Raw genomic sequence first — 22,713 nt, forward strand, 5'->3', positions numbered from 1 at the left:
ATGACCGTCCGCGATATTCGCTATTTCGGCGACCCCGTCCTCAAATCGGCTTGCGACCCGGTTACCCGCTTCGACAAAAAGCTCCGTGATTTGGTGCAGGATCTGCTCGACACGACGACCCCATCGGGGCGCGCCGGCGTCGCCGCGAACCAGATCGGCGTCTCGCTGCGCGTGTTTTCGTACAACGTCGACGATGAGCTCGGCTACGTCATCAATCCCGAAATCGTCGATCTCGGCGCCGAGATGGAGCCGATGGAGGAAGGCTGCCTTTCGGTTCCCGGGCTCTGGTATCCGGTGTCCCGGCACACATCGGCGACGGTAAAGGGCGTCGACATGAACAATGAGCCGATCACGGTTTCCGGCACCGGCACGCTTGCCCAGGCGTTGCAGCACGAGACGGACCATTTGGACGGTCACGTGTATCTGGACAGACTCGACCGACAAGCTCGCGGCGCTGCGCTGAAGGAAATTCGCGGCTCCGACTGGTTCTGATTCGACGGCGAGCTTCGCCGGGAAGGCAGGGAAAGATGCAACTCATCGGGGTAGTCGGCTGCGGTCTGATGGGATCGGGAATCGCCGAAGTGGCGGCCAAGGCCGGCCTCGACGTGATAGTGCGGGATATCAACGAGCAAGCTGTCGATGCGGGCCGGGCACGGATCGGCAAATCACTGAACCGGGCGGTCGAGCGCGGCAAGCTCACGGCGGAACGCCGGGACGCTGTGCTCAGCTCCCTCCGCTTCACGACGGATATCAGCGAGTTGGCCGACCGGGATCTGGTCATCGAGGCTGCCAGCGAGAACGAAGAGATCAAGAAATCGGTGTTCGCCGACCTTGATGCGGTAGTGACGAAGCCGGATGCCGTCCTGGCGTCGAACACGTCGTCCATGCCGATCGTGCGGTTCGCCAAGGCCACGAGCCGGCCCGAACGCGTCGTGGGCATGCACTTCTTCAATCCGGCGCCGGTTCAGCCGCTGGTGGAGATCGTTTCTTCCGTACTGACGGCCCCGGACGTCGTCGACGCCGTCCGAAGCCTGGCCGAGGACGTACTGGGCAAGGTGACAATCAGCGCGCAGGACCGGCCCGGCTTCATCGTCAACGCGTTGTTGGTGCCGTATCTGCTGTCGGCGATCCGCATGTACGAATCGGGGGCGGCGAGCCTTGAGGACATCGACGCCGGAATGGTGAACGGCTGCGCACACCCGATGGGGCCGATGCGGTTGAACGACTTGGTCGGGTTGGACACCACGCTGGCCATCGCCAAGTCGGTGCACGCCGAGACCGGCGATCCTGCCTACGCGCCGCCTGTGCTGCTCAGCCGGATGGTGGATGCCGGATTCCACGGCAAGAAGGCCGGACGAGGGTTCTATAACGATTACAGTTGAACTATGTTCGCTGTTGCAGGAGGCACCGGACTCGTCGGTTCCAAGGTCGTGGCCCAGCTGGCGGCGGCCGGTGAGCCGGTGCGCGCACTCAGTCGCCGTGTTCCGGACGACGATTCGCCCCGCCGCGTCGAAGGCGCCGAATACGTCTCGACGGACTTGGTGACGGGTGTCGGGCTGACCAAAGCGCTGACGGACGTCGAGATGATCATCGATACGACGGGGGACATGCGCCGCGGCAACAAGTCCGTGTTGCTGGCCGGCGCCGAGCGGCTCGTGCGGGTCGCGCGTGATCGCGGCGTCCGGCACGGAGTGGTCCTGTCGATCGCGGGCACCGACCAGTCGCGAATGGGGTACTACCGGACGAAGGCCGCGCAGGAACGGCTCTATCTGGATTCCGGTGCGGGTTTCCGGGTGCTGCGCGCCACCCAGTTCCATGAATTTCTGGACATGATTTTTCGTCCGGCCGCGCGCATCGGCGTGTTGCCGGTGTCGAAGAAGGCAAGTTTTCAGCCCATCGACACCGGCGACGTCGCACGCGAGTTGATCCGGTTTGTCGAGGAAGACGACCCGGACATGCCGATCCGAACGGTCGGGGGCCCCGACGTGTTGCCGATGCGCGCCCTGGCCGAGGCGTGGAAGAAGTCCCGGCACAGTCGAGCATCGATAGTCGGGGTGCCGGTTCCGGGCCCGTTCGGTGCGTTTCTGGCCGCGGGGTTGAACTTGATCCCCGAACGTGCCGTTGGCACGCGCACCTTCGACGACTGGTTGAGCGCGACCGCCGAATGAGAGCCGGGACCCGCCTGCGGCCGTCTCCGTGGGGCCGACCATAATGGCGGACATGACGAATTCGACAGCTTCAGTCCAGTACGGACCGCTCGGTGCATCGGGCCTGATGGTCTCGTCGGTGGGCCTCGGAACCAACTCCTTTGGCGTGAAACTCGATCCTGACGGTGCCCGCGAGGTCGTCGATGCCTGCTTCGATGCCGGTATCACTCTTTTCGACACGTCCGACACTTACGGCGGCGAGCCGGGCGACAGCGAGCGGATTCTCGGCCGGGCGCTCGGATCGCGGCGTGAACAAGTGATAGTTGCGACGAAATTCGGAATGGACGCTCGTGGGGCGAACGGCCCCGATTGGGGAGTACGCGGATCACGGAGGTATATCCGAGCTGCCGTCGAACACAGTCTGCGCCGCCTGGGCACCGACTACATCGATCTGTACCAGCTGCACGCCCCTGATCCCGTCACGCCGATCGAGGAGACGATGGCCGCGCTGCACGAGCTGGTCACCGACGGCAAAGTCCGCTACGTGGGCTCGTCGAACCTCGCCGGCTGGCAGATCGTGGACGCCGATTGGACGGCTCGCACTGCCGGATACACGCCGTTCATCTCGGCTCAGAACAAGTATTCGCTGCTGGCACGCGACGTGGAAGGCGAAGTAATTCCGGCCGCCGAGAGGGTCGGTGCCGGCATCTTGCCGTACTTTCCGCTGGCATCGGGTCTCTTGACCGGAAAATATCGGCGCGGACAGGCCGCCCCCGAAGGTACTCGGCTGGCCTCGCGACCGGAACGTCTCGAGGCCGCGAATTTCGACGTCATCGAGGGCCTGGAAGCTTTCGCCCGGCAACGCGGCATCACGCTGCTGGACGTGGCAATGGGATGGCTGCGCTCACGCCCGGCGGTCGGGTCGGTCATCGCCGGGGCGACGAGCCGGGCACAGGTCGAGTCGAACACGTCAGCGGCCGCGTGGGAGCCGTCGGACGAAGACATTGCCGAGATCGACGGGCTGACCGGCGCCTGACGCCGCGCGTCTGCCGGTTAGTCGGCGCTGTTCAACAGGGCGGCCGTCGCAGCCAGCAATGCACACGTGCACAATCCGTCGATCGCCGCGCGGACGTCCTCGGTGCTCGGGTACGTCGGCGCGATGCGGATGTTCGAGTTCTTCGGATCGACGCCGTACGGGAACGCAGCGCCGGCCGGCGTCATGGCGATGCCGGCATCCCCTGCAAGTTTGACTACCGTGTCGGCAGTCCCGGGCTGCACGTCCAAGCTGACGAAATATCCGCCTCGCGGCGTCGTCCACGCGGCGAAGTCATAACCGCCGAGCCGGTCGGCCAACATGTCAACGACGATGCGGAACTTGGGCTCGATCAGTTCGCGGTGGGCACGCATATGCGCACGCACGCCGTCTGAATTCCGAAAGAATTTGGCATGGCGCAGCTGGTTGATCTTGTCCGGTCCAATGCTTTGCATGGCCAGATGGCCGGTAAACCAATCGACGTTCGCCGGCGATGATGCCCAGAAAGCGACGCCTGCGCCGGCAAAGGTGATCTTTGACGTGGAGGCGAAGATGAAGACGCGACTGGGGTTCCCGGCGGCTTCGGCCAGGCCGAGGATGTCGACAACCGGAGCGGGGGAGTCGGTCAAGTGGTGCAGGCCGTAAGCGTTGTCCCAGAAGATTCGGAAGTCCGGCGCCGCCGTCGGCATCGACACCAGCTCGCGCGCCACCGGTTCCGGATACACCGAACCGGTCGGATTGGAATATGCCGGTACCGCCCACATGCCCTTGATCGACGGGTCGTCCGCAACGAGCCGGCGCACTTCGTCCATATCCGGACCGTCGTCTCCCAACGCGACGGGGACGAGCTCGATGCCCAACGATTGGCACATCGAGAAATGCCTGTCGTAGCCGGGAGTGGGGCACAAGAATTTGACGGGCCCGGCTGACCAGGGCTGATGCTCGCCGTCCACACCGTGGCGGAGCGCGAAATCAATTGTGTTGTACATCATGGTGAGACTCGAATTCCCACCGGCAAGTAGCTGGGCCGCATCGATGCCGAGAAGCTCGGAAAAGATCGCGCGAAGTTCGGGCAGACCGGCGAGGCCGCCGTAATTGCGGCAGTCGGTGCCGTCGGCGGCACGGTAGTCGTCGGCGTCGAGCACCGTCAGCAGATCGCTCGACAGATCGAGTTGTTCCGGTGACGGCTTTCCCCGCGTCAGGTTGAGCTGCAGCGCGCGCGCCTTCAGATCCGCATAGTCTCGCGTGAGCTGCGAGTGCAGGGCAGTGAGGTCATCGGAAGAAAGCGACGCGAGCTGCATGAGCGGAATATCCCCGTATCCAAAAGGCGGCAGTTGACGCTACCCAGCATATCCACACGCGCCGAGGGGCGGCGCCGAGACACTCGGCGCCGCCCCTCGGGGATTCGGTGGAACGACCCGCGTTACGCCTGGCCTTCCCGGACGCCGGCTTCGATACGCTTGCCGATATCCGGGTCGATGTTCTTCCAGTAATCGAACGCCCGCTGGAGCACCGGCTCGGTCACTCCGTCCAGCAGGTGACCGACGGTATTGCTGACCAAACGGTCACGTGCAGCGTCGTCGAGCACTTCGCGAACCAGGGTGCCGGGTTGGCCCCAATCGTCGTCCTCGGCGTGCAGCGTGTACGCGGCGCGAACCATTTCTCCGTCCGCCTCCCAACCGGCGGGCTCACCGTAGCGCTCGACGTCCGCCGCGGGGCCGCCCTTCGAATTGGGCGCGTACACCGGGTCGCCCGGGTTCGAGAACCTCATGTGCCCGTCCTTGGAATAGCTGTGCTTCTCCGTGGCATGCGGAGCATTGACGGGCAACTCGTTGTAGTTGGCACCAATCCGGTACCGGTGCGCATCTGCGTAGGAGAACATGCGGCCGAGCAGCATCTTGTCGGGGCTCGGACCGATCCCCGGAACCATATTGCTCGGCTCGAACGCGGCCTGCTCGATCTGCGTGTGATAGTCGGCCGGGTTCTTGTCCAACCGCATCTTGCCGACCTCGATGAGCGGATAGTCCTTGTGCGAGATCGTCTTGGTCAGATCGAAGGGGTTGAAGCGATAGTCCTTCGCGTCCTCGTACGGCATGATCTGCATCTTGAGCGTCCAGGTGGGATAGTCGCCGTCCTCGATAGCGTTCCACAGATCGCGCGTGTGGTAATCGCCGTCGGATCCTGTCAACGCATCGCCGTCCTCCTGCGTGAGGAACTTCGAACCTTGATCGGTCATGAAGTGATAGCGCACCCAGAATCTCTTGCCTTCGGCGTTGACCCACATATAGGTATGGCTGGAGTAGCCGTTCATATGACGCCAAGAGCTCGGCAGACCGCGGTCGCCCATCAGCCAGGTGACCTGGTGCGCCGACTCGGGGGAGAGGGTCCAGAAATCCCACTGCATGTCGTTTGAGCGCAGGTTGTTGTCCGCACGGCGCTTTTGCGAACGGATAAAGTCCTGGAACTTCATCGGGTCGCGCATGAAGAACACCGGCGTGTTGTTGCCCACCATGTCGTAATTGCCCTCGGTGGTGTAGAACTTCACCGCGAAGCCGCGGGGATCGCGCCAGGTGTCGGGGCTTCCGCGCTCACCCGCGACGGTGGAGAACCTGACGAGGACCTCCGTCTTGACGCCCGGTTGGAATACTGCCGCCTTCGTATACGCGCTCACATCATTGGTGACCTCGAACGTGCCGAACGCACCGCCGCCCTTGGCGTGCGGCTGCCGCTCGGGAACCCGTTCGCGGTTGAACTGCGCCATCTTCTCAATGAGGTAATGGTCGTGGAGGAGGATCGGGCCGTCGCGGCCGACCGTCAACGAATGCGCATCGCTCTCGACCGGTATGCCGGCCTCGTTGGTCGTAGCATTCTGATCCGTCATTAATTCCCTCTTTTCACATCGGGTTGAGCATCCGTCTCCAAGCATTCGGGGCACGTGCCTATGAAAAGCACTTGCGCCGTTTCGACGCGGAAGCCTTGGTAATCGCTTGGAGTCAGACACGGTTGATGCCCGACGACGCAATCCACATCCGCCACGCGACCGCACCGGGAGCACAGCAAATGATGATGATTGTCGCCGGTCCGAGTCTCGTAGCGTGCCGGCGAGCCCGGCGGTTCAATACGTCGGACGAGTCCGGAGGATTCGCACGCCGTGAGAACGTCGTACACTGCCTGGGTCGAAATGTGACCGAGACCGGTACGGACGGTTTCAGTCACGGCCTTCGCCGTCGAGTGCGGAAATTCATCCAGCGCGGCAAGCACGGCAAGCCGCGCCGCCGTGACCCGCAGGCCCGACGTTCGCAGCCGCTGTGTGCGGTCCGTCACACTAAAAGACATCACGGCCATCTCACGCCAATAACTGGATTGAGTCAACTCTTGGCGTGATTCCATCTTTCAAAGACGCCGCGTCCGTTGCCGCCGGAGCCGTGTCCAAAACGGAAGAGAATCGTCCCGCCCGTTGCTATCGGCGGGGTTTGAGTGCTGCCGCGGGCTTATACGCCGAGACCGTCGGATCACCGTCCAGCCAAAATCGCCACGGATACTGATCGCCGTCGCCGCCGGGCCCGCGCAGCCCGACTCGCGGCCCGCTTCGAATGCGCCCGGCGTCGATAGGCTGCGGGGGAAGATCGAAGGACCAATCGTCGTCGAAGACCGACTCACCGTCGTTGGCCAGGGTGAGTCCAAGCGCCTGGGCGACACACGCCGGCCCTCGGGCCAGGCTCCGGAACGGCGCGGGGGAGCGCCGTCGACCGGACCTGCGAGACGTGGCGAGGTCTACGCCGTCCACGACCTCGCCGGCGCGCAGCAAGGCCCCGCGCGAGCTGTCGCTGTCGCCGCAGACCAGATTGACGCAATGGTGCATCCCGTACGTGAAGTAGACGTACAGTGTGCCGGCCGGGCCGAACATGCTCGAGTTCCGGGCGGTTTTGCCGCGGTACGAATGCGAACCGGGGTCCAACTCGCCTTTGTAGGCTTCGACCTCGGTTAAACGAACTCCCACGTAACCATCGGCGTTTCGGTGGCCGATCACGCAGCCGAGAAGCGTCGGGGCCACATCGACGACGTCACCGCTCAGTAGAGTCAGCAGGTCCGATCTCATCACGCTTACCAATGAACCATATGGAACCGAAAAGACTCTATCCAGCCCCGGCAACTTGCGACGAGTCATGATGCGTCACTATTGCGCCGGCCACGTCGGAAGCCTGCTTCAACTTGTCGAAGTAGCTGTTTCTTATCCAGCCGGCAGCGGAGACGACAGTGCCATAGACGAACGGCGACGACTCGTTACGGTCTCGTCGAAAGTACGGAATTCCATCAAACATTTCAGCTATCCAGGCGCCCGTGTGTATCAGGGAATGATGCGCCGGACAGAGCAAACACATGTTTGCCAGAGTCGTCGGACCGCCACGTGAGTACCACACCACATGGTGGACATCGCACCAGGTCGGAGGCCTGTCGCAACCCGGAAAGGCGCATCCGCGGTCGCGCGCCGTGAGAGCTCGGCGCTGGCTGGGTGACGCCAGTCGTACTGATTTGCCCAGGTCGACGATGGCCCCCTTGGCATTGACGATTACCCGATTGAATACGCCGTCGCACGTAATGCGAGCCGTGCCTCCCGGCGCGAGCGGGCCGAGTTGATCGCAATGTGAGGCCGTCGGGTCGACGGGGGCGTAACCGGGCCGGCCTTCCGCTAGCGAGCCGTTGCGACGCTTATTGATCGCCGAGATTTGCTCGAGAGTGGTGATCACGGATACTCGAGCTTGGTGTCGGCCGGGCCGGAGTTTACCGGCACGGCTACCGCAGGCCGGATCGCATCCGGCAGGGTCGGGCCCGGAGCGAAGATCGAACAGCCCCCGTGCGACGGATTCCGCTGTCTGCGGTTGTGCCCGGCCCCCGAGCTCGGGTGCCGGAGCGATTCCAAGTGCTCCAGCTGCCGCACGCGCCATCTCGTGCAAGGCGTCGGCGTTGCGTTGCGCCGGGGACCGCTCGTCACGCGCGATGATGGTGCCGTCCTCGTCACGCTGGTCCGGGCGCGGCGCGGCGAGTGGGTCGAGGCATGCATGAAGATCCGCCGCAGCGGCGGGGTCGAGCTGCAGGGTGCCGACAGTCATGCCGGTCAGGTCCGTGCCCAGTGTGAAACCACGGCGTTCGTAAGCTTTCGGGTCGTAATGATCGTCGGTATCCGGGTCGAGACGGCGTAACAGCTGTCGGGCCATCAGATTCAACGTTTGCGGCCGGGTCGTTGGGGCCGACCGGGCGAAGAACTTGGCAAGCACGCTCACGGCGAAGGGACGCGCGCCGTCTCCGTCGGTGTCGGTAAGCAAGTGGGTCGGAATCTTCTCCAGCGTGCGGACCGCCGTATCGACATGGTCGAGGCGAATTGTGCCGACTGCCAGTTGTTCGCCGAGCTCCGACAACGGGCCGGGCAACGACGGCGTGGTTCCACTGAGTGCGGAGGCCGTTGGCCGGCCGTAGATCGCTGCTGCGGCGCCGACATCGGCTTTCGCCCGGCCGGGCGAAATGCCGTGCCGGGTCACGAGCAGCTTTGCCGTATCGGCGACGCCGGTGCGGCCGGCGGGCGCCGCACCGCGCCGGTCTATTTGCGAAACGAAACGAAGATAGGCCGATGCAGCGCGTGAGCGGGCGGAGTCGACGGCGTCGAGCACATCGATTAATTGGCGGTCCGTCATGGGGGAGAGGTCCGAGTGCTGAAGCGCTGTCAGGGTGCTGCCGAGCAGGGCAACGAGCTCATCGGAATGCAGACCGGCCACGAGTTGATCGGCCCCGAATTGATCGGCCCCGAGTTGGGCCCCGGCGTTTGCAGCGTTTGCATGCGATTCGTTCGGCAACGTCACCGAAATCGCCCCCTCAATCCATTACCTGCATCGTTCCATGCAGCACTGACAACGCGCTCTTTTGGGCTAAAGTTGGGTTAAGAATCGAACACACTTGCCTGAAAATCGGCGGAAATATTCATTTGGTCGGTATCGTTGTTCATGAGCTACGGCTCATCGATTGAGGAGGACACCATCATGGGGTTCATCGGCTACATCATTCTTGGACTCATCGTCGGCGCGATCGTCAAGGCCATCATGCCGGGCCGGGTTGGCGGCGGCTGGTTCACCAGTCTTATTCTCGGCGTGGTCGGGGCTATTCTCGGCGGCTGGATCTCGGGCCTCTTCGGCGCGGGAAGCAATCATTTCTTTTCCATCGGCACGTGGATCTTCGCCATCATCGGCGGGCTCATCGTGGCCGGCGTCTGGGGTGCGGTCAAGGGACGCAATCACAAGGCCGTCACGCGGTGACGGCCGCTGACGTGCGAGCTGCCCGGAGCGGGCGGCCCGCACGTCCGGCGGGGCACACGCTCATTTGAGCTATGCGACGCCCGTTAAGCGAACCACTGGGTCGGCGGACCGAGTGACAACAGCGCGCTGAAGACGACTGCGATCGCAACGACGGCCGTGCCGACGGCGAGAAGGGGCCGGCGCAATACCCAGGCCTGCACGTGCTCGACCATGCCGCGCGGGCTGTCGCCGCCTGCGGCCAGACGCCATCCGCCGCCGAGCAGGTCACGCGAGTCGAGGGACTTTTCCATCGGAATGGTGACGTAGGGCAAAATGGCCGTCAGCGCCGTCAAACTGCCGGTCTTGACCGACCAGCGCTGGTTCACCCAGAGGAAGCAGGTGACGGCGATATAGCACAGAAAGACGAATCCATGGATTCCGCCGCCGATACGCACGCCCAGGTCGGAGGTATTCGTCACGTACTTCAAAAACATGCCGATGATCAGAAGAGTCCAGGTGACGGCCTCGGCAAAGGCGACCGACCGGAATAGTGCGCGGGGCGTCATAACAGCCTTTGTTTGGTGGGCAGGCGGATCCGCCCCAGCCTATCGTGATTCGCCGGACGCCGTCTCGTCAGCGGGAAGCCGCACGGATCGGCATGCGGACGTTGACTCCCCGGCGTCGTCCGAGTAGACACGGAGACAAGGACACAGAAGCGAATCGTCGCGTAGTCGACAAGTCCTTGAGGAGCGAGTTGAACGATGACGGAACCGAACGAGACCAACGAATACGTTGCCGAGCCGGATTCGAACCAGCTTCCGGAGGAGGACACGCTGGTGGATCGCGGCCTCGATGACGCTCTCGACGAGGGCGTCTCACCGCCGGAAAAGCCCTCGGAACCGATGCGCGAGGGATTCACGGCGTCCGAAGAGCGCGAAGGAGAAACGCTTGACGAACGCGTGGAACGGGAACAACCCGACGATTGGGCCGATCCGGCATCCGACGACGACTCCGTCGGGGGAGAGGTCGGCGATACGCGAGCCGGCCGCCTCACGGACAACAGTGGAATTGGCGACGAGACCGACGACGACGTCATCGCGACGGACGTCGGGATCGACGGTGGCGCGGCAGGGGCAGAAGAAGCGGCGGTGCACGTGGTCAATCCCGACGATGACGCCGATTGATCAGTCGGCTTTGAAAAAGTTGCGCGGATTCGCCGTGGGCGGTGGCTCGGACTCGAGCCACTTGTGCATTTCGGCGGGATGTCGGCGCTCGAGTTCGTCCAGGCACGCTTGCCGATAGGACACCACGTACTGGCCGTTGTTCGTGGCTGCTTGGCGTTGCAGCAACGCGTAACTTTCAAACCACGCGCGGCAGAGTTCGTCGTCGTCGACCCCTGCCAAGATCTTGCCGAACCCCGCCGCGTCGGCTCGATCCGCATCCGGGACGGCAGGCAATCGCATGGGGCGTAATTTGTCGGTGTATTTCGTCACGATGCCGGTCAGCGCGGGACATGTCAGTACTGCCACAAGGATCACCGGCCACACTAGAGTCCCGCCGAGCCGGCCGCACGCGATCACGGCAGATGTAAAAATTCCGGTCCGGGCGCCAACACGTGCCGCTCGGCGAATGAGATCGCCGCGGGGGAGTCGTGCGTGGTTCCTCCGGACCACGACGATGACGCCGGCCGCGGCGCCGAGCACGAAGAAGACACCGATTTGAATCGTCCACGCAGCAAACGCGAGACCGGCCACCACGCAGGCAAATACGATCCATACTCGCCACCATGTCCGTGTGTACGCATTCATGGTCAACACCATCGATCAAGCCGTCGGCGCGCTTGGCTCTGATTGCAATGAAGTCCGCCACCGTTCGCGGAGATCGGAGGCACATTCTCGGCCTCTCGTTAAAATCATTGTACGACTATCTTCATTGGTCAATACCCGCGGCAGCGGCGATGTATCGGGCGAATTACCGCGTCGTTGTGGCAACGCGCCAAAGTGGACTTTGCTCAAGCGGCTGGGCAGCGTTCGACCGTGTCAAACCGGATTTGCGCACGTTAAAGGGCGGCAGGCACTGACCGGTGAGTGATTCCTCCGATGCAATACGCAGACTGTTTCTGGACGGCCTGCGTATCAAGTTTGTGCGTATTCGTCGCCGGCGACGCGCGCACGCCTGTCCGACGCGTAAGCGATATTCGAGGTCGTTCCAGCCAAGCGATCAATTGGGGCGCCTCATGGATAATGCTTACGTGAGCGCACGGTTTCGGGCACGCCGACAATTGGTCAATCGAGTCGTACGAAATGCTGCTGACTGGGCTGCGGGTGTCCAGGACATTCGCTCAGCGATCGTGGTGGGGTCGTACGCGTACGGACGACCGCGCATGAGCAGCGATGTCGATTTGGTGTTCCTGACAGATGACGTCGAGAAGCACTTGGAGTCGCTCGACTTCGTATCTGCGATTGTTGCGCCGCGCAGCACCCTGGTCCGAAGCGCGCAATGGGGCCCGATGCATGAGCGACGAGTCCGCCAACCCGGCGGCCTCGTGGTCGAGTTCGGAATCACGACGTGCGCGTGGATGGATCAGCCTGTTGATCCCGGCACCGCTCGTGTCGTCGCCGACGGCTGCAAGATCCTTTACGACCAGGACCTGGTCAGCGCGGCTTTGGTGTCTCTCGGCCTGGTTGCGGAGCGCTGGACGCCAGTGTCGTGAGCTGCCGTATGGACGCGCTAATTGAGCTCGCTCGACAGAGCCGCCTGAGCTGGTGGTGAAGAGTGGCGTCGGCCGATGACTGCGTTACTTGACATAATGTACCTTATCGGACTTGTTTAATGGTCAGTGAGCGTACCGGTCCGAGCGGCCGTCACGGACCGTCATTGCACGCCGCGGGCGGTGAGCGCGTCACCGAGTTCGTCCGCATGCTTCAACGCCATCACGAGGAACGGGACGACAAAGGTGCGCAGATTACCGCGCGCACCCCGTGCCCGTTGGGCCTCGCGTACGTCGCGAGCGAGCCGTGCCAACACCGGAACAGTGCTCAGCGTCACCGTGAGCAAGAGAGCCACTCGTTGCGGGTCGACGCGCAACAGTTCCAGCGGCTTCAGGCCGCGTTCGACGGCATCGAGCAGCGCCGTGACGCGCGTGGTGAGTACCAACAGCCCGGTGAGCACGATCGCTGCCGCGACCCGTGTGGTGTTGGCGAACGCCGATTCGGCCCCAAGGAAAATCAGCTGACCGGTGACGGTAATCAGGATGATCCAGCGGATGCCGAATACCTGAGAACCGAGTTCTCGCATCCCGAGCATGCCGTCGTGAAGCCCGGCCACGGCGTATGCCAGGACGCCCGCGACCGTCGCCGCTGCGGCTGCCCACCAGGTGGACGGCAAAAGCGAGACGGCCAAGACGGCGGCCAGCACGACCAGCGCCTTCGGTCCCGCGGGGGTGCGATGCAACAGCCCGTCTCCGGGCCGATAGAGCGTCAGCATTCGAGCATCGCCTCGTATTCGGCCAGAATGCGGGATGTCTCGCCCACCGCCCGCACCCGACCGTCGCCGAACAAGACGGCCGAATCGCAGCGGGCGGCGAGAGCGAGATCGTGAGTCACGAGCACCAGACGATGCCCGGCGCTTTCGAACAGATGGTCGGCCACGCGGCGCGCGTTGCGTGCATCCAAATATGCGGTTGGTTCGTCAGCGATGACCAGGTCCGGCCGGCGGACGAAGGCGCCGCACAGTGCGAGGAGCTGCTTCTGACCGCCCGATAAATCGTGGGAGGGCCGCTCGGCCAGAGCGCCGAGCCCGAAGCGGTCGAGGGCGGCGTCGACTCTCTCCGTGATTTCGTCCCGGCCGAGCCGCTCCGCGCGCAGCGAGAACGCGACATCTTCGGCGACGGTCGGCATGACGATCTGGGCGTCCGGGTTGCTGAACACCAAGGCAATGCGTCGACGCAGCACGCGGGCATGCTTGGCCGGGTCGAATCTCAAGATACTCAGGTCGCCGCTGGTCCGGGCGATCAATCCGCCGAGTAGTCGGGCGAAGGTGGACTTGCCGGAGCCGTTCTCCCCGATGACCGCCACCGTGCGCGTGTCCAGATCGAGCGAGACGTCGTGTAATACGTCCACCTCCCCCAGACGCACCCCGACGGAGTCGAGGTGGATGGCCGCCGCGCTCATCGGACGACCTCCAGCACGGCGGCGACGCCCATGCCGCCGCCGACCGATGCGGCGGCGACGCCGAGTGTCCCGGCCGGCGATCCGGTACGCACGAGGCGGCTGAAGAGCCGCACAAGGGCAATCGCTCCGCTGGCGCCCCAGGGATGCCCGATCGCCAGTGCGCCGCCGTCCGCGCAAATCCGCCGATCATCGTCGGCCAGACCAAGCCGGTCGAGCACGGCAAGACTCTGCGCCGCGAACGCCTCGACGATTTCGAACGCGCTCACATCCGCCGTCTCTACGCCGGCGCGTCGAAGAACGGTCCGTACGGCGTGGGCGGCCCCGATACCCGGAAAGGCAGGATCGCAGCCGATTGTGGCGCAAGCCCGTACCGCAAGTCCCGGCGTTGAGCCCGCTCGGGCGAGAACCAGCGCTGCGGCGCCGTCCCCGAACCGTGTGGCGGTTCCCGCCGTGAGAGTGCCGCCCGGGAAGATCGCCGGCAGCCGCAGCAGCAGCGGTTCGGCGCCACCGATCGCTTCATCACGGTCGAGCCCGGCCACCGGCACCAGCTCGTCGTTGAACCGACCTGCCTCGGCTGCCGCGCGTGCGCGCGCATGGCTGCGACCGGCGTGCCTGTCCTGGCGCGAGCGCGAAATGCGGTCACGCCCGGCAAGATCCTCGGCCGCTCGCACCATGTCCGGGTCCGCGAATCCGTCCGGGGCAAACGGCGCCCGGCTGTACGGGAGTCCGTTCATCGAACGCACCGGCGCGGTGGACGCACTCTCGACGCCGCCGGCTACGCGCACGCTGTCGGTATCAATGCGGGCCGCGGCGACCGCATCGATCACCGCGGCGAGCCCGCTACCGCACTGCCGGTCAACGGTGCCGCCCGGGACCTCCGCCCCCAACCCGGAGGCAAGTGCGGCAATGCGCCCGGGGTTTCCGCCCGGGCCCATGCAATTGCCCAGTTGGACGTCGGCCACGGCCGGCAGCGGACCGGTTGCAATCTCGGCGTCGGCCAAGGCGGCACGGATAGCCGGGGCGGCGAGTTCTTCCACGCGCAAGCGGGCAAGCGCTCGGCCGCGTATGCCGATTGGTGTACGCCTGGCGGCGATGATGACCGGGTCGTGGTCAAACGGCAAGCCGAGTCACCTCTCCGGCCAGTACGCAGCGGACGGCCTCGGCTCGAGCCGGCTTGCCCGACCCCGTGCGGGGAAGCACGCCCGTGAACCATTGCCGCGGCCGGTGCGCGGGCGCCAGGTGGACGCCGACCGTGGCGCGGATGGCCTCGGACGCGTCTCCTTCCAGCTCAACGAAAGCCGCGACCAGCGAGCCCACGAGTCCGTTCGGCAACCCGAACACGATGGCATCGCGGACGCCGGGTATCGAGCGCAACACAGCCTCAACCTCGTCCGGCACGATCGTCGCCGAGGCGCTCAAAATGGCGTCGTCCGCCCGTCCGAGTAGGCGCATCCCGCCGTTGACGGGCTCCACGCGATCGCCGACCGTCGCCCATGCACCGTCCCGACGGAGTGGACCGGGCGCGCCGGCATACCCGGTTGCGACGAAGGGCGAACGCACCCACAACTCCCCCGCTCGCCTACTCAGTTCGACCCCCGGAAACGGCCTCAAACCGTTTCCGTCGTCAACGGCGACAAACGACAGCTCGGCCGCACCGTAATAGGCCCGCACGTCGATTCCGCTCGCCTCGGCCCGCCGGCGAAGCGCCGGATCGAGCCTGGACCCGCCGATCAACGCAGTGTGCAAGTGCGGGAGCGCACCCGAGTCGAGCACGGCACGCAGCGACTGTGGCGTGCCGTGCAAGCACGTCGCATCGGTTTGCCGGTCGGTACCGAGAATTGGGTGCGGGCCGCCTGCGAGCGCGTGCGCCATCGAGAACAACGTCAGCGAGGAGACGGGCGGAACCGGGAGTGCCACGGAGTCGGTGGGCCCGGCATTCAGTAGTGTGGCGACAGCGTCGAACGACTCGGCCCACGACCGTGCACTGCGCAGCACGACGCGCGGCGAACCACTGCTCCCGGAGGTCAGGGTCGCCCAGGCGATGTCTTCGGTCACATCCGCGGAAACTGCTGCGGCGACCACGGCATCCCGTTGGGTACGGGACCAGCGGGGATCCGTGACAAGCGGAACGTCTCCGGACGCACGCACCACGCGGAGACGATCGAGCAGACCGTCCGGGGCGCCGCTCAACGGGACGATCACGGCACGAATTCCGGGTCGTGATCGTCGACCGGCGCAGCAGCCCACGTGCGACGGAAGGCACGCGGATATGCGCGGACTAGGGTCATCACGACAGCGGCGGTGAGAACGCATTTGATGAGGTCGCCGGGCACGAACACCAGACTGGTCAGCGCGGTCTCCGCAAGCGGAAGGCGTGTGAGCGCGCTTTGCACCGGGATGCCTACGGCGTAAATTACCGCAATCCCGCCGGTCACCACGCCAAGGAGAGTTCGCCAGAGCACCGGGCGCCCGCCGGCGTGTACGATCAGGCCAATCACGAAGGCCCCGGCGATCCAGCCGATGGCGAAGCCGGCGGACGGCCCGAGGAACACGCCGATCCCCCCACGGCCGCCGGCCATCAACGGCAAGCCGATGGCGACCAACGCCAGGAACACCGACATTGACAGCGCCCCCAGCCATGGTCCGAGGATTGCCCCGGCCAACATCACACCAAGCGTCTGCGCGGTGATCGGCACGGCGCCCAGGACGGTAAATCCCCCGGGCAGCCCCAGGACCGCGACAATTGCGGCGCACACGGATACTCGGGCCAGATCGGTGGCATCGCACCGCCGGAAACGCGTTCGAGCGGCCGGCGTGGCAGGTTTTGTCATCGAGATTCCTTTGCTGGTGACGGTGGAGTGATCCCTACCTGAACAGTGTTCACTAGAACGCTGTTCACTATAGTAGCGGTATGACACGAACCGGAAGCGGCCGCGGGCATACGCGCGACGACGTCGTACGCACGGCGCTGCACATTCTCGACGAGTACGGCCTGCCGGACCTCACCATGCGCCGTCTGGCGAACGCGCTCGGCGTGCAGCCGAGCGCCCTGTACTGGCACTTCGCCAATAAACAAAATCTGTTGGCCGAACTCGCCGATCGGATAGTGGCACGAGCCGCGGCCGATGATCCCGATTCGTCGTGGACAACGAGTGTTCGCGCCGAAGCCGTCGCGCTGCGCGATGCGCTACTTGCCTATCGCGACGGCGCCGAAGTGGTGGCCGGCACGCTTGCGCTCGGCCTGGGCTCTACGATGGCCCGAGATCGGTTCGCGGCCGCTGTCGCCGCCGGAGGTTTCGATCGGGAAACGGCGAGGCGAGCCGCGATGGCCTTGTTGCACTTCGTACTCGGGCACGTCTCGTACGAACAGCAGCGGATGCAGTACGACAGCGTCGGCGTGCTCGCCGACGCACTGCCCGTCGGCGGCGCGGATCCGACGGCCGAGTTCACTTTCGGCATCGACTTGATAGTGGCCGGGCTGGACAGCAGTCGCGCCCGACGATAACCCCCGATGTAGTAATAAGGATTCCATGACATATCCCGACGAGCCGCACCGGGCGCAACAGACCGGTCCGCTCCCCGCCACGCCCGTGGAGGTGGCCAAACCGACGTGGGCGTACGCCCTGAAGCGCACGCTCTACGAGTTCAGACGCGACGGCTGCACCGACCTCGCCGCCGGACTGACATTTTTTGCCGTCTTGTCCGTTTTCCCGGCTCTTCTGGCGATCGTGTCCACTCTCGGCGTCATCGGCCAAGGCAAACGATCGACGCAGTCGCTGCTGCATATTGCAATGAAACTGGGCGTACCGGACAATGCGTTGGACCTGCTCAGAGAACCATTGCATCAATTGGCGACGTCCCCGGGGGCCGGGGCCGCTCTCATCGTCGGACTCGCCGGCGCCGTCTGGAGCGCTTCCGGGTACGTGCGAGGCTTCGGCCGGGCGATGAACAGAATTTACCGAGCCACCGAAGGCCGGCCGTTCTGGAAGCTCTATCCCTTCATGCTGCTCGTGACTGTCTGCGTGCTCGCGATCGCAATCATCATGATGTTGATCTTGGTGGTATCCGGACCGATCGCCGAGCGGATCGGCAGTCTGATCGGGTTCAGTTCGCTCACCATCATGGTGTGGAACGTCGCCAAGTGGCCCGTCCTGGTAGCGCTGGTCGTTCTTGTCATCACGGTGCTCTATTACGCCACCCCGAACGTCAAACAGCAACGACTGCGCTGGTTCAGTATCGGCGCCGTGTTCACCATCATCGTCATGGGTATGGCGACGGCTGGATTCGGCTTCTACATCGCCAACTTCGGAAGCTATAACGCCACCTACGGTGCGATCGGCGGCGTGATCGTGCTGCTTCTATGGCTGTGGATCATGAACATCGTGCTGCTCTTCGGCGCCGAGTTCAACGTGGAGACCGAACGCGCCCGCCAACTGCAGGCCGGCATCGTCGCCGAAGACCGTATCCAGTTGCCGGCCCGGGATACGCGAGGCATTGAAAAGGCCGCGCGTCAAGAAGACACAATGATCGATGACGGCCGTGAGCTTCGGCGCGAGTTGGCCGAGCCGGATACGACGGCTCATGATCAACTCGGTGACTAAAACGCTGAGCCGGTCGCTAGGACTCCAAGTACGCCGCCAAGTATTTGCCGGTCAGCGTCGGGCGGGCCGCAATGAGATCCGACGGCGTGCCGTCGAACACCACTGTGCCGCCGTCGTGGCCGGCTCCCGGTCCGAGATCGATTATCCAATCGGCGTGCGCCATCACGGCCTGGTGATGTTCGATGACGATCACGGATTTACCGGCATCGACCAGGCGATCGAGCATGCCGAGCAGCTGCTCGATATCGGCAAGATGTAATCCGCTGGTTGGCTCGTCGAGGACGTACACCCCGCCCTTCTCCCCCAGGTGCGTGGCCAGCTTCAGTCGTTGGCGCTCCCCTCCCGACAGCGTCGTCAACGGCTGCCCCAAAGTCAGATAGCCAAGCCCGACGTCGGCCAGCCGATCGAGGATCTTCAATGCTGCCGGGATGCGTGCCTCTCCCCCGCCAAAAAAATCCCGTGCCTCGTCGACAGACATGGACAGGACCTCGCTGATATTTCTGCCCGCCAGCTCGTAGTCCAGTACGGCAGCCTGGAACCGTTGGCCGTCGCATTCATCGCAAATGCTCGTCACCCCGGCCATGACGCCGAGATCGGTGTAAATGACTCCCGCGCCCTTGCATCCTGGGCAGGCGCCCTCGGAGTTCGAACTGAACAACGCGGCCTTCACGCCGTTGGCCTTGGCAAACGCCTTGCGGATCGGGTCGAGCAGCCCCGTATACGTGGCCGGATTGCTGCGACGCGAGCCCTTGATAGCGGTCTGGTCGATCGTCACGACGCCGTCGCGGCCCGCCACGGAACCGTTGATGAGCGAACTCTTCCCCGATCCGGCGACTCCGGTGACGACACACAGCACGCCGAGCGGAACGTCGACGTCGACCGACCGGAGATTGTGGGTGTCCGCACCGCGAATTTCCAGTGCACCGGACGGCGTGCGAACCGATTCCTTCAACGTCGTCCGATCGTTCAAATGACGGCCCGTGATCGTCGTGCCGGCCCGCAAATCGTCGACCGATCCTTCCAAGCACACGGTGCCGCCGTCCGTACCCGCGCCGGGGCCGAGATCGATCACGTGATCGGCGATCTCGATCGTTTCGGGTTTATGTTCGACGACGAGCACCGTGTTGCCCTTGTCCCGAAGACGCAGGAGCAGGTCGTTCATCCGTTGAATGTCGTGCGGGTGCATCCCGATGCTCGGCTCGTCGAAGACGTATGTGACGTCGGTCAGCGAGGAGCCGAGATGCCGCACCATCTTCGTGCGCTGCGATTCACCGCCGGACAAGGTGCCGGTCGCACGGTTCAGCGACAGGTAGCCCAGACCGATCTCGACAAACGACTCGAGCAGATCGGCCAAGGCGGTGAGCAGCGGCGCGACCGATTCCTCATGCAGCGTCCGCACCCATTCGGCAAGGTCCGTGATCTGCATGGCGCAAGCGTCGGCGATGTTGATTCCGGCGACCGTCGACGACCGCGCGCCCTCGTTCAGGCGGGTACCGCCGCACTCCGGGCACGCCGTAAACGTGACGGCGCGATCGACGAAGGCGCGAATATGCGGCTGCATCGATTCCCGATCCTTTGAGAGCATGGAACGCCGAATGCGCAGAATTAGCCCGTCGTAGGTCATGTTGATGCCCGCGATCTTCATGCGGACGGGTTCGTGGTACAGAAAATCATCGAGCTCGGTCTGGGTGAATTCGCGAACCGGTTTGTCCGGGTCGACGAACCCCGACTCGGCGTAGAGACGCACATTCCACCCGCCGGAGCCGTAGCCCGGCACGGTAATGGCCCCGTCACGCAGCGATTTGCCGTCGTCGATGATTTGGGTCAGGTCGACGTCACTGACGCTTCCCAGGCCTTCGCAGTTCGGGCACATCCCGCCGGTGACTTGGAAGCTGCGCCGTTCCTTGACCTTCTTGCCGTCGCGCTCGAAGGTCACGGCTCCGGCGCCGCTGATCGATGCGACATTGAACGAAAAGGCGTTCGGTGAGCCGATATGCGGCCGACCAAGGCGGCTGAAGACGATGCGCAGCAGCGCATCGGCGTCGGTGGCCGTACCCACTGTCGACCGCGGATTCGACCCCATCCTGTCCTGCCCGACGACGATGGCGGTTGTCAGCCCTTCGAGCAGATCGACGTCCGGGCGAGACTGAGTCGGCATGAACCCTTGCACGAACGCGCTGTAGGTCTCGTTGATCATCCGCTGCGATTCGGCAGCGACGGTTCCGAACGCCAACGAGCTTTTGCCCGATCCGGAGACCCCGGTGAACACCGTCAACCTCCGCTTGGGGATTTCGACGTCGATGCCGCGAAGGTTGTTCACCCGTGCGCCGTGCACGCGGATCAAGTCATGGCTGTCGGCCCGCAGCGCAGCGACCGGGTTCATCGGGCGTCCTGGATTCGCAGCAAGTTTCCGGCCGGGTCACGGAAAGCACAATCGCGGACGCCGTATGGCTGGTCCGTCGGTTCCTGGACGACTTCGGCGCCCGCCGACTGCACGGCGTCGAAGGTGGCGTCGACGTCGTTCGTGGACAATAGGACGAGACCGTACGTGCCCTTGGCCATCATTTCGGCAAGCGTGCGGCGTTCGTCGTCCGTGACGCCGGGCGAGGCCTCCGGCGGGTACAAGACGATGGACGTGTCGGGCTGGCCGGACGGCCCGACAGTGATCCAGTGCATGCCGCCGTATCCGACATCGCGTCGGACTTCGAACCCGAGGGTGTCTCGGTAAAAAGACAGCGACGCCTCGTGGTCGTGATGCGGCAGGAAACTAGCGGCAATAGTGATATCCATGCCGCTTAGTCTATTGACGGGACCCGGCCGGCGCTTCTCGATTCCTGATCGGTCTCGTCACCTGCTTCGCCACGCACGAAGGAATACCCTCGGTGGCCGCTGTCGCTTGCTTTCGGTAGATGCTCGGCGGGACGCCGACCAGCTCGGTAAATCGCGTACTGAAGGTGCCCAGCGAGGAACAGCCGACAGTGAAGCAGACGTCCGTGACGCTCAGATCGCCTTGCCGCAGCAGCGCCATGGCGCGTTCGATCCGCCTCGTCATCAAGTACGAATACGGCGACTCGCCATACGCCCGGCGGAATTGACGGCTGAGATGCCCGGCCGACATGTGCGCGCCGCGAGCAAGTGCCTCGACGTCGAGCGGCTGCGCGTATTCGCGATCAATTCGGTCGCGTACCCGCCGCAACGATTCGAGATCACGCAGCGTCACGAGTCGATCTTCGTTAAAGCGGCGCCTTTGTGCATGGCGATATGGTCTGTTTTGTCGCTGGCGATTTCGTATTGCGGATCCTCAGGACTGCACCGGCGCATATGGCCCTTGTATTCGACGTCTTCGGTGTGCACGCGGACGATGGTCCCTTGAACAGTGCCGGCTTCGGAGTTCCATCGCACATGGTCGCCGACCGAGAATTGCGGAGCCACCAGCGCCTCCCCCCGTTTCGTGAGTTTCGGTGTGGATTCTCAGCTTATTCGAAGATGCCCGTTATCTTCGATAAAACGCTCCGTCAATTGCGCGAGTGCGAATTGGTCAGCCGCCCCGGCGGCGGTAATATCGATTTTCGTAATGCGCAATATCGAATCGGGGTCCGCAGGGATGGACGACGACGCTCCTGCGGCGAAACACGGCGGGGGCCTACCCCGTGTTTCACGAAAACGGACATTATGGCGCACCATCACCACCATTCCGGTGCTGGCCGGCGTGTTATTGGTGTTTACGTTCCTGGCCGCCGGACCGTTGCAAGGTCTCGACAGGGCACTGAACCGGGACTGGTCGTCATTCATCATGCCGTCGTGGCGGCCGTTCATTGAAAACGTTCTCGACCCGATCGCCGGGCAAGCGGTCGCCGTGCCGATCCTCGGCATCATCGCCGTCTGCGTTTCGTGGGCGCGACGGTCGTGGCGGCCGTTCCTGGTCGCCTGCCTCGCCGAGTTCCTGATCGTCGGATTCGTCGGCTGGTTCAAGGTGTTGATGGCCCGCCAGTCCCCCGAACTGGGCGACCCGGCGTTTTTTCACGGCGGGATCTTCAAGAACGCCTGGCTGGGCATCAGCTATCCGTCCGGGCACGCGTCCGAAGCCGTCCTGCTGTACGGCGTGATGGTCTACCTTCTGCTTCGGTACGGATACTTGACCAGACGTGCGTATCGCGTGCTCGTGGGCGTCGTCATCCTGATCACCGTGATGACAGTTGTCGACTCGTTCTACTTGGGCTGGCACTGGGCCACCGATCTGATCGGCGGGTGTATTGCCGGCGCTCTGGTGCTGCGCGTGACCGAGTGGGCCGACGACGTCATGCCCACCAAGATCATCCGCGCCGTCCGGTACTCCAAGCACGACAAGATCAGGAGACTCGCGCGATACACGCGCTACCTCGAGCCGTGACCCGTTGTAGCTCTTCCTCGCGGGGCTCGGTGTTCGGCGTGGGCGTACGACGTGCAAGACGCCTACGCGGAAGAGTGACGCCGACG

General features: G+C 64.2%; 26 protein-coding genes. 10 read left to right on the forward strand and 16 right to left on the reverse strand.

Translation table 11 applies throughout. The annotated features are described in order from the left end of the window. The 4 genes from def to BJY26_RS13355 are packed head-to-tail and all read left to right on the forward strand — an operon-like array spanning window position 1 to window position 3,183. Window positions 1-492, forward strand: a complete 492-nt coding sequence (gene def / locus BJY26_RS13340; RefSeq protein ID WP_179428724.1) for a peptide deformylase — start codon at window positions 1-3, stop codon at window positions 490-492. A 35-nt stretch (window positions 493-527) separates the two neighbouring features. Continuing rightward, the gene (locus tag BJY26_RS13345; protein WP_179428725.1) at window positions 528-1,382 is read left to right on the forward strand and encodes a 3-hydroxybutyryl-CoA dehydrogenase; all 855 of its coding nucleotides are present in this window, start codon (window positions 528-530) and stop codon (window positions 1,380-1,382) included. A gap of 3 nt (window positions 1,383-1,385) precedes the next feature. Continuing rightward, window positions 1,386-2,168: an SDR family oxidoreductase gene (locus BJY26_RS13350; protein ID WP_179428726.1), complete on the forward strand. Its 783-nt coding sequence runs from the start codon at window positions 1,386-1,388 to the stop codon at window positions 2,166-2,168. A 52-nt stretch (window positions 2,169-2,220) separates the two neighbouring features. Then, a complete protein-coding gene (locus BJY26_RS13355) occupies window positions 2,221-3,183 on the forward strand; it encodes an aldo/keto reductase (RefSeq protein WP_218852412.1) in 963 nt (320 codons plus the stop codon). A 17-nt stretch (window positions 3,184-3,200) separates the two neighbouring features. On the opposite strand, the gene BJY26_RS13360 is transcribed toward BJY26_RS13355, so the two are convergent. The 5 genes from BJY26_RS13360 to BJY26_RS13380 form a co-directional block, all read right to left on the reverse strand. Next, window positions 3,201-4,481 carry an aspartate aminotransferase type Ic gene (locus BJY26_RS13360; protein ID WP_179428728.1) on the reverse strand — a complete coding sequence of 427 codons (1,281 nt, stop codon included), beginning with the start codon at window positions 4,479-4,481 and terminating at the stop codon, window positions 3,201-3,203. Between the two features lie 122 nt (window positions 4,482-4,603). Then, window positions 4,604-6,061, reverse strand: coding sequence for a catalase (locus BJY26_RS13365; RefSeq protein WP_179428729.1), 1,458 nt, complete (start codon window positions 6,059-6,061; stop codon window positions 4,604-4,606). Next, window positions 6,061-6,516 carry a Fur family transcriptional regulator gene (locus BJY26_RS13370; protein WP_179428730.1) on the reverse strand — a complete coding sequence of 152 codons (456 nt, stop codon included), beginning with the start codon at window positions 6,514-6,516 and terminating at the stop codon, window positions 6,061-6,063. Before BJY26_RS13370 ends, BJY26_RS13365 begins: the two co-directional genes overlap by 1 nt. A gap of 124 nt (window positions 6,517-6,640) precedes the next feature. Then, the gene (locus BJY26_RS13375) at window positions 6,641-7,279 is read right to left on the reverse strand and encodes a DNA-3-methyladenine glycosylase (RefSeq protein ID WP_179429968.1); all 639 of its coding nucleotides are present in this window, start codon (window positions 7,277-7,279) and stop codon (window positions 6,641-6,643) included. A gap of 37 nt (window positions 7,280-7,316) precedes the next feature. Then, window positions 7,317-9,035 (reverse strand): HNH endonuclease signature motif containing protein, encoded by a 1,719-nt coding sequence (locus BJY26_RS13380; RefSeq protein ID WP_179428731.1) that lies wholly within the window; start codon window positions 9,033-9,035, stop codon window positions 7,317-7,319. Between the two features lie 177 nt (window positions 9,036-9,212). Here BJY26_RS13380 and BJY26_RS13385 point away from each other — a divergent pair, with 177 nt between their 5' ends. Then, on the forward strand, window positions 9,213-9,485 hold the full coding sequence (locus tag BJY26_RS13385; protein WP_179429969.1) for a GlsB/YeaQ/YmgE family stress response membrane protein: 273 nt from the start codon (window positions 9,213-9,215) through the stop codon (window positions 9,483-9,485). Window positions 9,486-9,568: 83 nt separating this feature from the next. Here BJY26_RS13385 and BJY26_RS13390 read toward each other — a convergent pair whose 3' ends face one another. Beyond that, window positions 9,569-10,030, reverse strand: a complete 462-nt coding sequence (locus BJY26_RS13390) for a DUF3817 domain-containing protein (protein WP_179428732.1) — start codon at window positions 10,028-10,030, stop codon at window positions 9,569-9,571. 195 nt (window positions 10,031-10,225) lie between these two features. Between BJY26_RS13390 and BJY26_RS13395 the strand changes: the two genes are divergently transcribed. After that, a complete protein-coding gene (locus BJY26_RS13395) occupies window positions 10,226-10,648 on the forward strand; it encodes a DUF5709 domain-containing protein (protein WP_179428733.1) in 423 nt (140 codons plus the stop codon). On the opposite strand, the gene BJY26_RS13400 is transcribed toward BJY26_RS13395, so the two are convergent. After that, window positions 10,649-11,272 (reverse strand): hypothetical protein, encoded by a 624-nt coding sequence (locus tag BJY26_RS13400; protein WP_179428734.1) that lies wholly within the window; start codon window positions 11,270-11,272, stop codon window positions 10,649-10,651. A gap of 428 nt (window positions 11,273-11,700) precedes the next feature. Between BJY26_RS13400 and BJY26_RS13405 the strand changes: the two genes are divergently transcribed. Next, window positions 11,701-12,177, forward strand: coding sequence for a nucleotidyltransferase domain-containing protein (locus tag BJY26_RS13405; protein WP_342354696.1), 477 nt, complete (start codon window positions 11,701-11,703; stop codon window positions 12,175-12,177). Between the two features lie 161 nt (window positions 12,178-12,338). Here BJY26_RS13405 and BJY26_RS13410 read toward each other — a convergent pair whose 3' ends face one another. The 5 genes from BJY26_RS13410 to BJY26_RS13430 are packed head-to-tail and all read right to left on the reverse strand — an operon-like array spanning window position 12,339 to window position 16,467. Next, window positions 12,339-12,950, reverse strand: a complete 612-nt coding sequence (locus tag BJY26_RS13410) for an energy-coupling factor transporter transmembrane component T (protein ID WP_179428736.1) — start codon at window positions 12,948-12,950, stop codon at window positions 12,339-12,341. After that, on the reverse strand, window positions 12,944-13,636 hold the full coding sequence (locus tag BJY26_RS13415; RefSeq protein ID WP_179428737.1) for an energy-coupling factor ABC transporter ATP-binding protein: 693 nt from the start codon (window positions 13,634-13,636) through the stop codon (window positions 12,944-12,946). The genes BJY26_RS13410 and BJY26_RS13415 overlap by 7 nt, the downstream gene beginning before the upstream one ends. After that, complete coding sequence (locus BJY26_RS13420; RefSeq protein WP_179428738.1) at window positions 13,633-14,757, reverse strand: thiolase family protein; 1,125 nt, start codon at window positions 14,755-14,757, stop codon at window positions 13,633-13,635. Before BJY26_RS13420 ends, BJY26_RS13415 begins: the two co-directional genes overlap by 4 nt. Continuing rightward, window positions 14,747-15,838, reverse strand: a complete 1,092-nt coding sequence (locus BJY26_RS13425) for an AMP-binding protein (protein ID WP_237249156.1) — start codon at window positions 15,836-15,838, stop codon at window positions 14,747-14,749. Before BJY26_RS13425 ends, BJY26_RS13420 begins: the two co-directional genes overlap by 11 nt. Further along, window positions 15,835-16,467 (reverse strand): biotin transporter BioY, encoded by a 633-nt coding sequence (locus tag BJY26_RS13430; RefSeq protein WP_179428740.1) that lies wholly within the window; start codon window positions 16,465-16,467, stop codon window positions 15,835-15,837. The genes BJY26_RS13425 and BJY26_RS13430 overlap by 4 nt, the downstream gene beginning before the upstream one ends. Before the next feature lie 80 nt (window positions 16,468-16,547). On the opposite strand from BJY26_RS13430, the gene BJY26_RS13435 reads away from it, so the two are divergent. Continuing rightward, window positions 16,548-17,141, forward strand: a complete 594-nt coding sequence (locus BJY26_RS13435; RefSeq protein WP_179428741.1) for a TetR/AcrR family transcriptional regulator C-terminal domain-containing protein — start codon at window positions 16,548-16,550, stop codon at window positions 17,139-17,141. Window positions 17,142-17,166: 25 nt separating this feature from the next. Further along, on the forward strand, window positions 17,167-18,237 hold the full coding sequence (locus BJY26_RS13440; RefSeq protein ID WP_179428742.1) for a YihY/virulence factor BrkB family protein: 1,071 nt from the start codon (window positions 17,167-17,169) through the stop codon (window positions 18,235-18,237). A gap of 16 nt (window positions 18,238-18,253) precedes the next feature. On the opposite strand, the gene BJY26_RS13445 is transcribed toward BJY26_RS13440, so the two are convergent. Genes BJY26_RS13445 through BJY26_RS13460 form a run of 4 tightly spaced genes read right to left on the reverse strand, consistent with a single transcriptional unit; the run spans window position 18,254 to window position 21,669 of the window. Next, the gene (locus BJY26_RS13445) at window positions 18,254-20,620 is read right to left on the reverse strand and encodes an ATP-binding cassette domain-containing protein (protein WP_179428743.1); all 2,367 of its coding nucleotides are present in this window, start codon (window positions 20,618-20,620) and stop codon (window positions 18,254-18,256) included. Beyond that, a complete protein-coding gene (locus BJY26_RS13450) occupies window positions 20,617-21,027 on the reverse strand; it encodes a VOC family protein (protein ID WP_179428744.1) in 411 nt (136 codons plus the stop codon). The genes BJY26_RS13445 and BJY26_RS13450 overlap by 4 nt, the downstream gene beginning before the upstream one ends. Window positions 21,028-21,037: 10 nt before the next feature. After that, a complete protein-coding gene (locus BJY26_RS13455) occupies window positions 21,038-21,457 on the reverse strand; it encodes a helix-turn-helix transcriptional regulator (protein WP_237249155.1) in 420 nt (139 codons plus the stop codon). Beyond that, a complete protein-coding gene (locus tag BJY26_RS13460; RefSeq protein WP_179428745.1) occupies window positions 21,454-21,669 on the reverse strand; it encodes a hypervirulence associated TUDOR domain-containing protein in 216 nt (71 codons plus the stop codon). The genes BJY26_RS13455 and BJY26_RS13460 overlap by 4 nt, the downstream gene beginning before the upstream one ends. A 142-nt stretch (window positions 21,670-21,811) precedes the next feature. Between BJY26_RS13460 and BJY26_RS13465 the strand changes: the two genes are divergently transcribed. Continuing rightward, entirely contained in the window at window positions 21,812-22,627 is an 816-nt protein-coding gene (locus BJY26_RS13465) for a phosphatase PAP2 family protein (protein WP_179428746.1), read from the forward strand. The last annotated feature ends 86 nt before the right edge of the window (window positions 22,628-22,713 follow it).

The organism is Spelaeicoccus albus, assembly GCF_013409065.1.
GTDB lineage: Bacteria > Actinomycetota > Actinomycetes > Actinomycetales > Brevibacteriaceae > Spelaeicoccus > Spelaeicoccus albus.

What these genes read in the sequence shown, in the direction of transcription:
- def (WP_179428724.1), top strand. Translation starts at nt 1, where the DNA reads ATGACCGTCCGCGATATTCGCTATTTCGGCGACCCCGTCCTCAAATCG.
- BJY26_RS13345 (WP_179428725.1), top strand. Translation starts at nt 528, where the DNA reads ATGCAACTCATCGGGGTAGTCGGCTGCGGTCTGATGGGATCGGGAATC.
- BJY26_RS13350 (WP_179428726.1), top strand. Translation starts at nt 1,386, where the DNA reads ATGTTCGCTGTTGCAGGAGGCACCGGACTCGTCGGTTCCAAGGTCGTG.
- BJY26_RS13355 (WP_218852412.1), top strand. Translation starts at nt 2,221, where the DNA reads ATGACGAATTCGACAGCTTCAGTCCAGTACGGACCGCTCGGTGCATCG.
- BJY26_RS13360 (WP_179428728.1), bottom strand. Translation starts at nt 4,481, where the DNA reads ATGCAGCTCGCGTCGCTTTCTTCCGATGACCTCACTGCCCTGCACTCG.
- BJY26_RS13365 (WP_179428729.1), bottom strand. Translation starts at nt 6,061, where the DNA reads ATGACGGATCAGAATGCTACGACCAACGAGGCCGGCATACCGGTCGAG.
- BJY26_RS13370 (WP_179428730.1), bottom strand. Translation starts at nt 6,516, where the DNA reads ATGTCTTTTAGTGTGACGGACCGCACACAGCGGCTGCGAACGTCGGGC.
- BJY26_RS13375 (WP_179429968.1), bottom strand. Translation starts at nt 7,279, where the DNA reads ATGAGATCGGACCTGCTGACTCTACTGAGCGGTGACGTCGTCGATGTG.
- BJY26_RS13385 (WP_179429969.1), top strand. Translation starts at nt 9,213, where the DNA reads ATGGGGTTCATCGGCTACATCATTCTTGGACTCATCGTCGGCGCGATC.
- BJY26_RS13390 (WP_179428732.1), bottom strand. Translation starts at nt 10,030, where the DNA reads ATGACGCCCCGCGCACTATTCCGGTCGGTCGCCTTTGCCGAGGCCGTC.
- BJY26_RS13395 (WP_179428733.1), top strand. Translation starts at nt 10,226, where the DNA reads ATGACGGAACCGAACGAGACCAACGAATACGTTGCCGAGCCGGATTCG.
- BJY26_RS13400 (WP_179428734.1), bottom strand. Translation starts at nt 11,272, where the DNA reads ATGAATGCGTACACACGGACATGGTGGCGAGTATGGATCGTATTTGCC.
- BJY26_RS13405 (WP_342354696.1), top strand. Translation starts at nt 11,701, where the DNA reads ATGGATAATGCTTACGTGAGCGCACGGTTTCGGGCACGCCGACAATTG.
- BJY26_RS13410 (WP_179428736.1), bottom strand. Translation starts at nt 12,950, where the DNA reads ATGCTGACGCTCTATCGGCCCGGAGACGGGCTGTTGCATCGCACCCCC.
- BJY26_RS13415 (WP_179428737.1), bottom strand. Translation starts at nt 13,636, where the DNA reads ATGAGCGCGGCGGCCATCCACCTCGACTCCGTCGGGGTGCGTCTGGGG.
- BJY26_RS13430 (WP_179428740.1), bottom strand. Translation starts at nt 16,467, where the DNA reads ATGACAAAACCTGCCACGCCGGCCGCTCGAACGCGTTTCCGGCGGTGC.
- BJY26_RS13435 (WP_179428741.1), top strand. Translation starts at nt 16,548, where the DNA reads ATGACACGAACCGGAAGCGGCCGCGGGCATACGCGCGACGACGTCGTA.
- BJY26_RS13440 (WP_179428742.1), top strand. Translation starts at nt 17,167, where the DNA reads ATGACATATCCCGACGAGCCGCACCGGGCGCAACAGACCGGTCCGCTC.
- BJY26_RS13445 (WP_179428743.1), bottom strand. Translation starts at nt 20,620, where the DNA reads ATGAACCCGGTCGCTGCGCTGCGGGCCGACAGCCATGACTTGATCCGC.
- BJY26_RS13450 (WP_179428744.1), bottom strand. Translation starts at nt 21,027, where the DNA reads ATGGATATCACTATTGCCGCTAGTTTCCTGCCGCATCACGACCACGAG.
- BJY26_RS13465 (WP_179428746.1), top strand. Translation starts at nt 21,812, where the DNA reads ATGCGCAATATCGAATCGGGGTCCGCAGGGATGGACGACGACGCTCCT.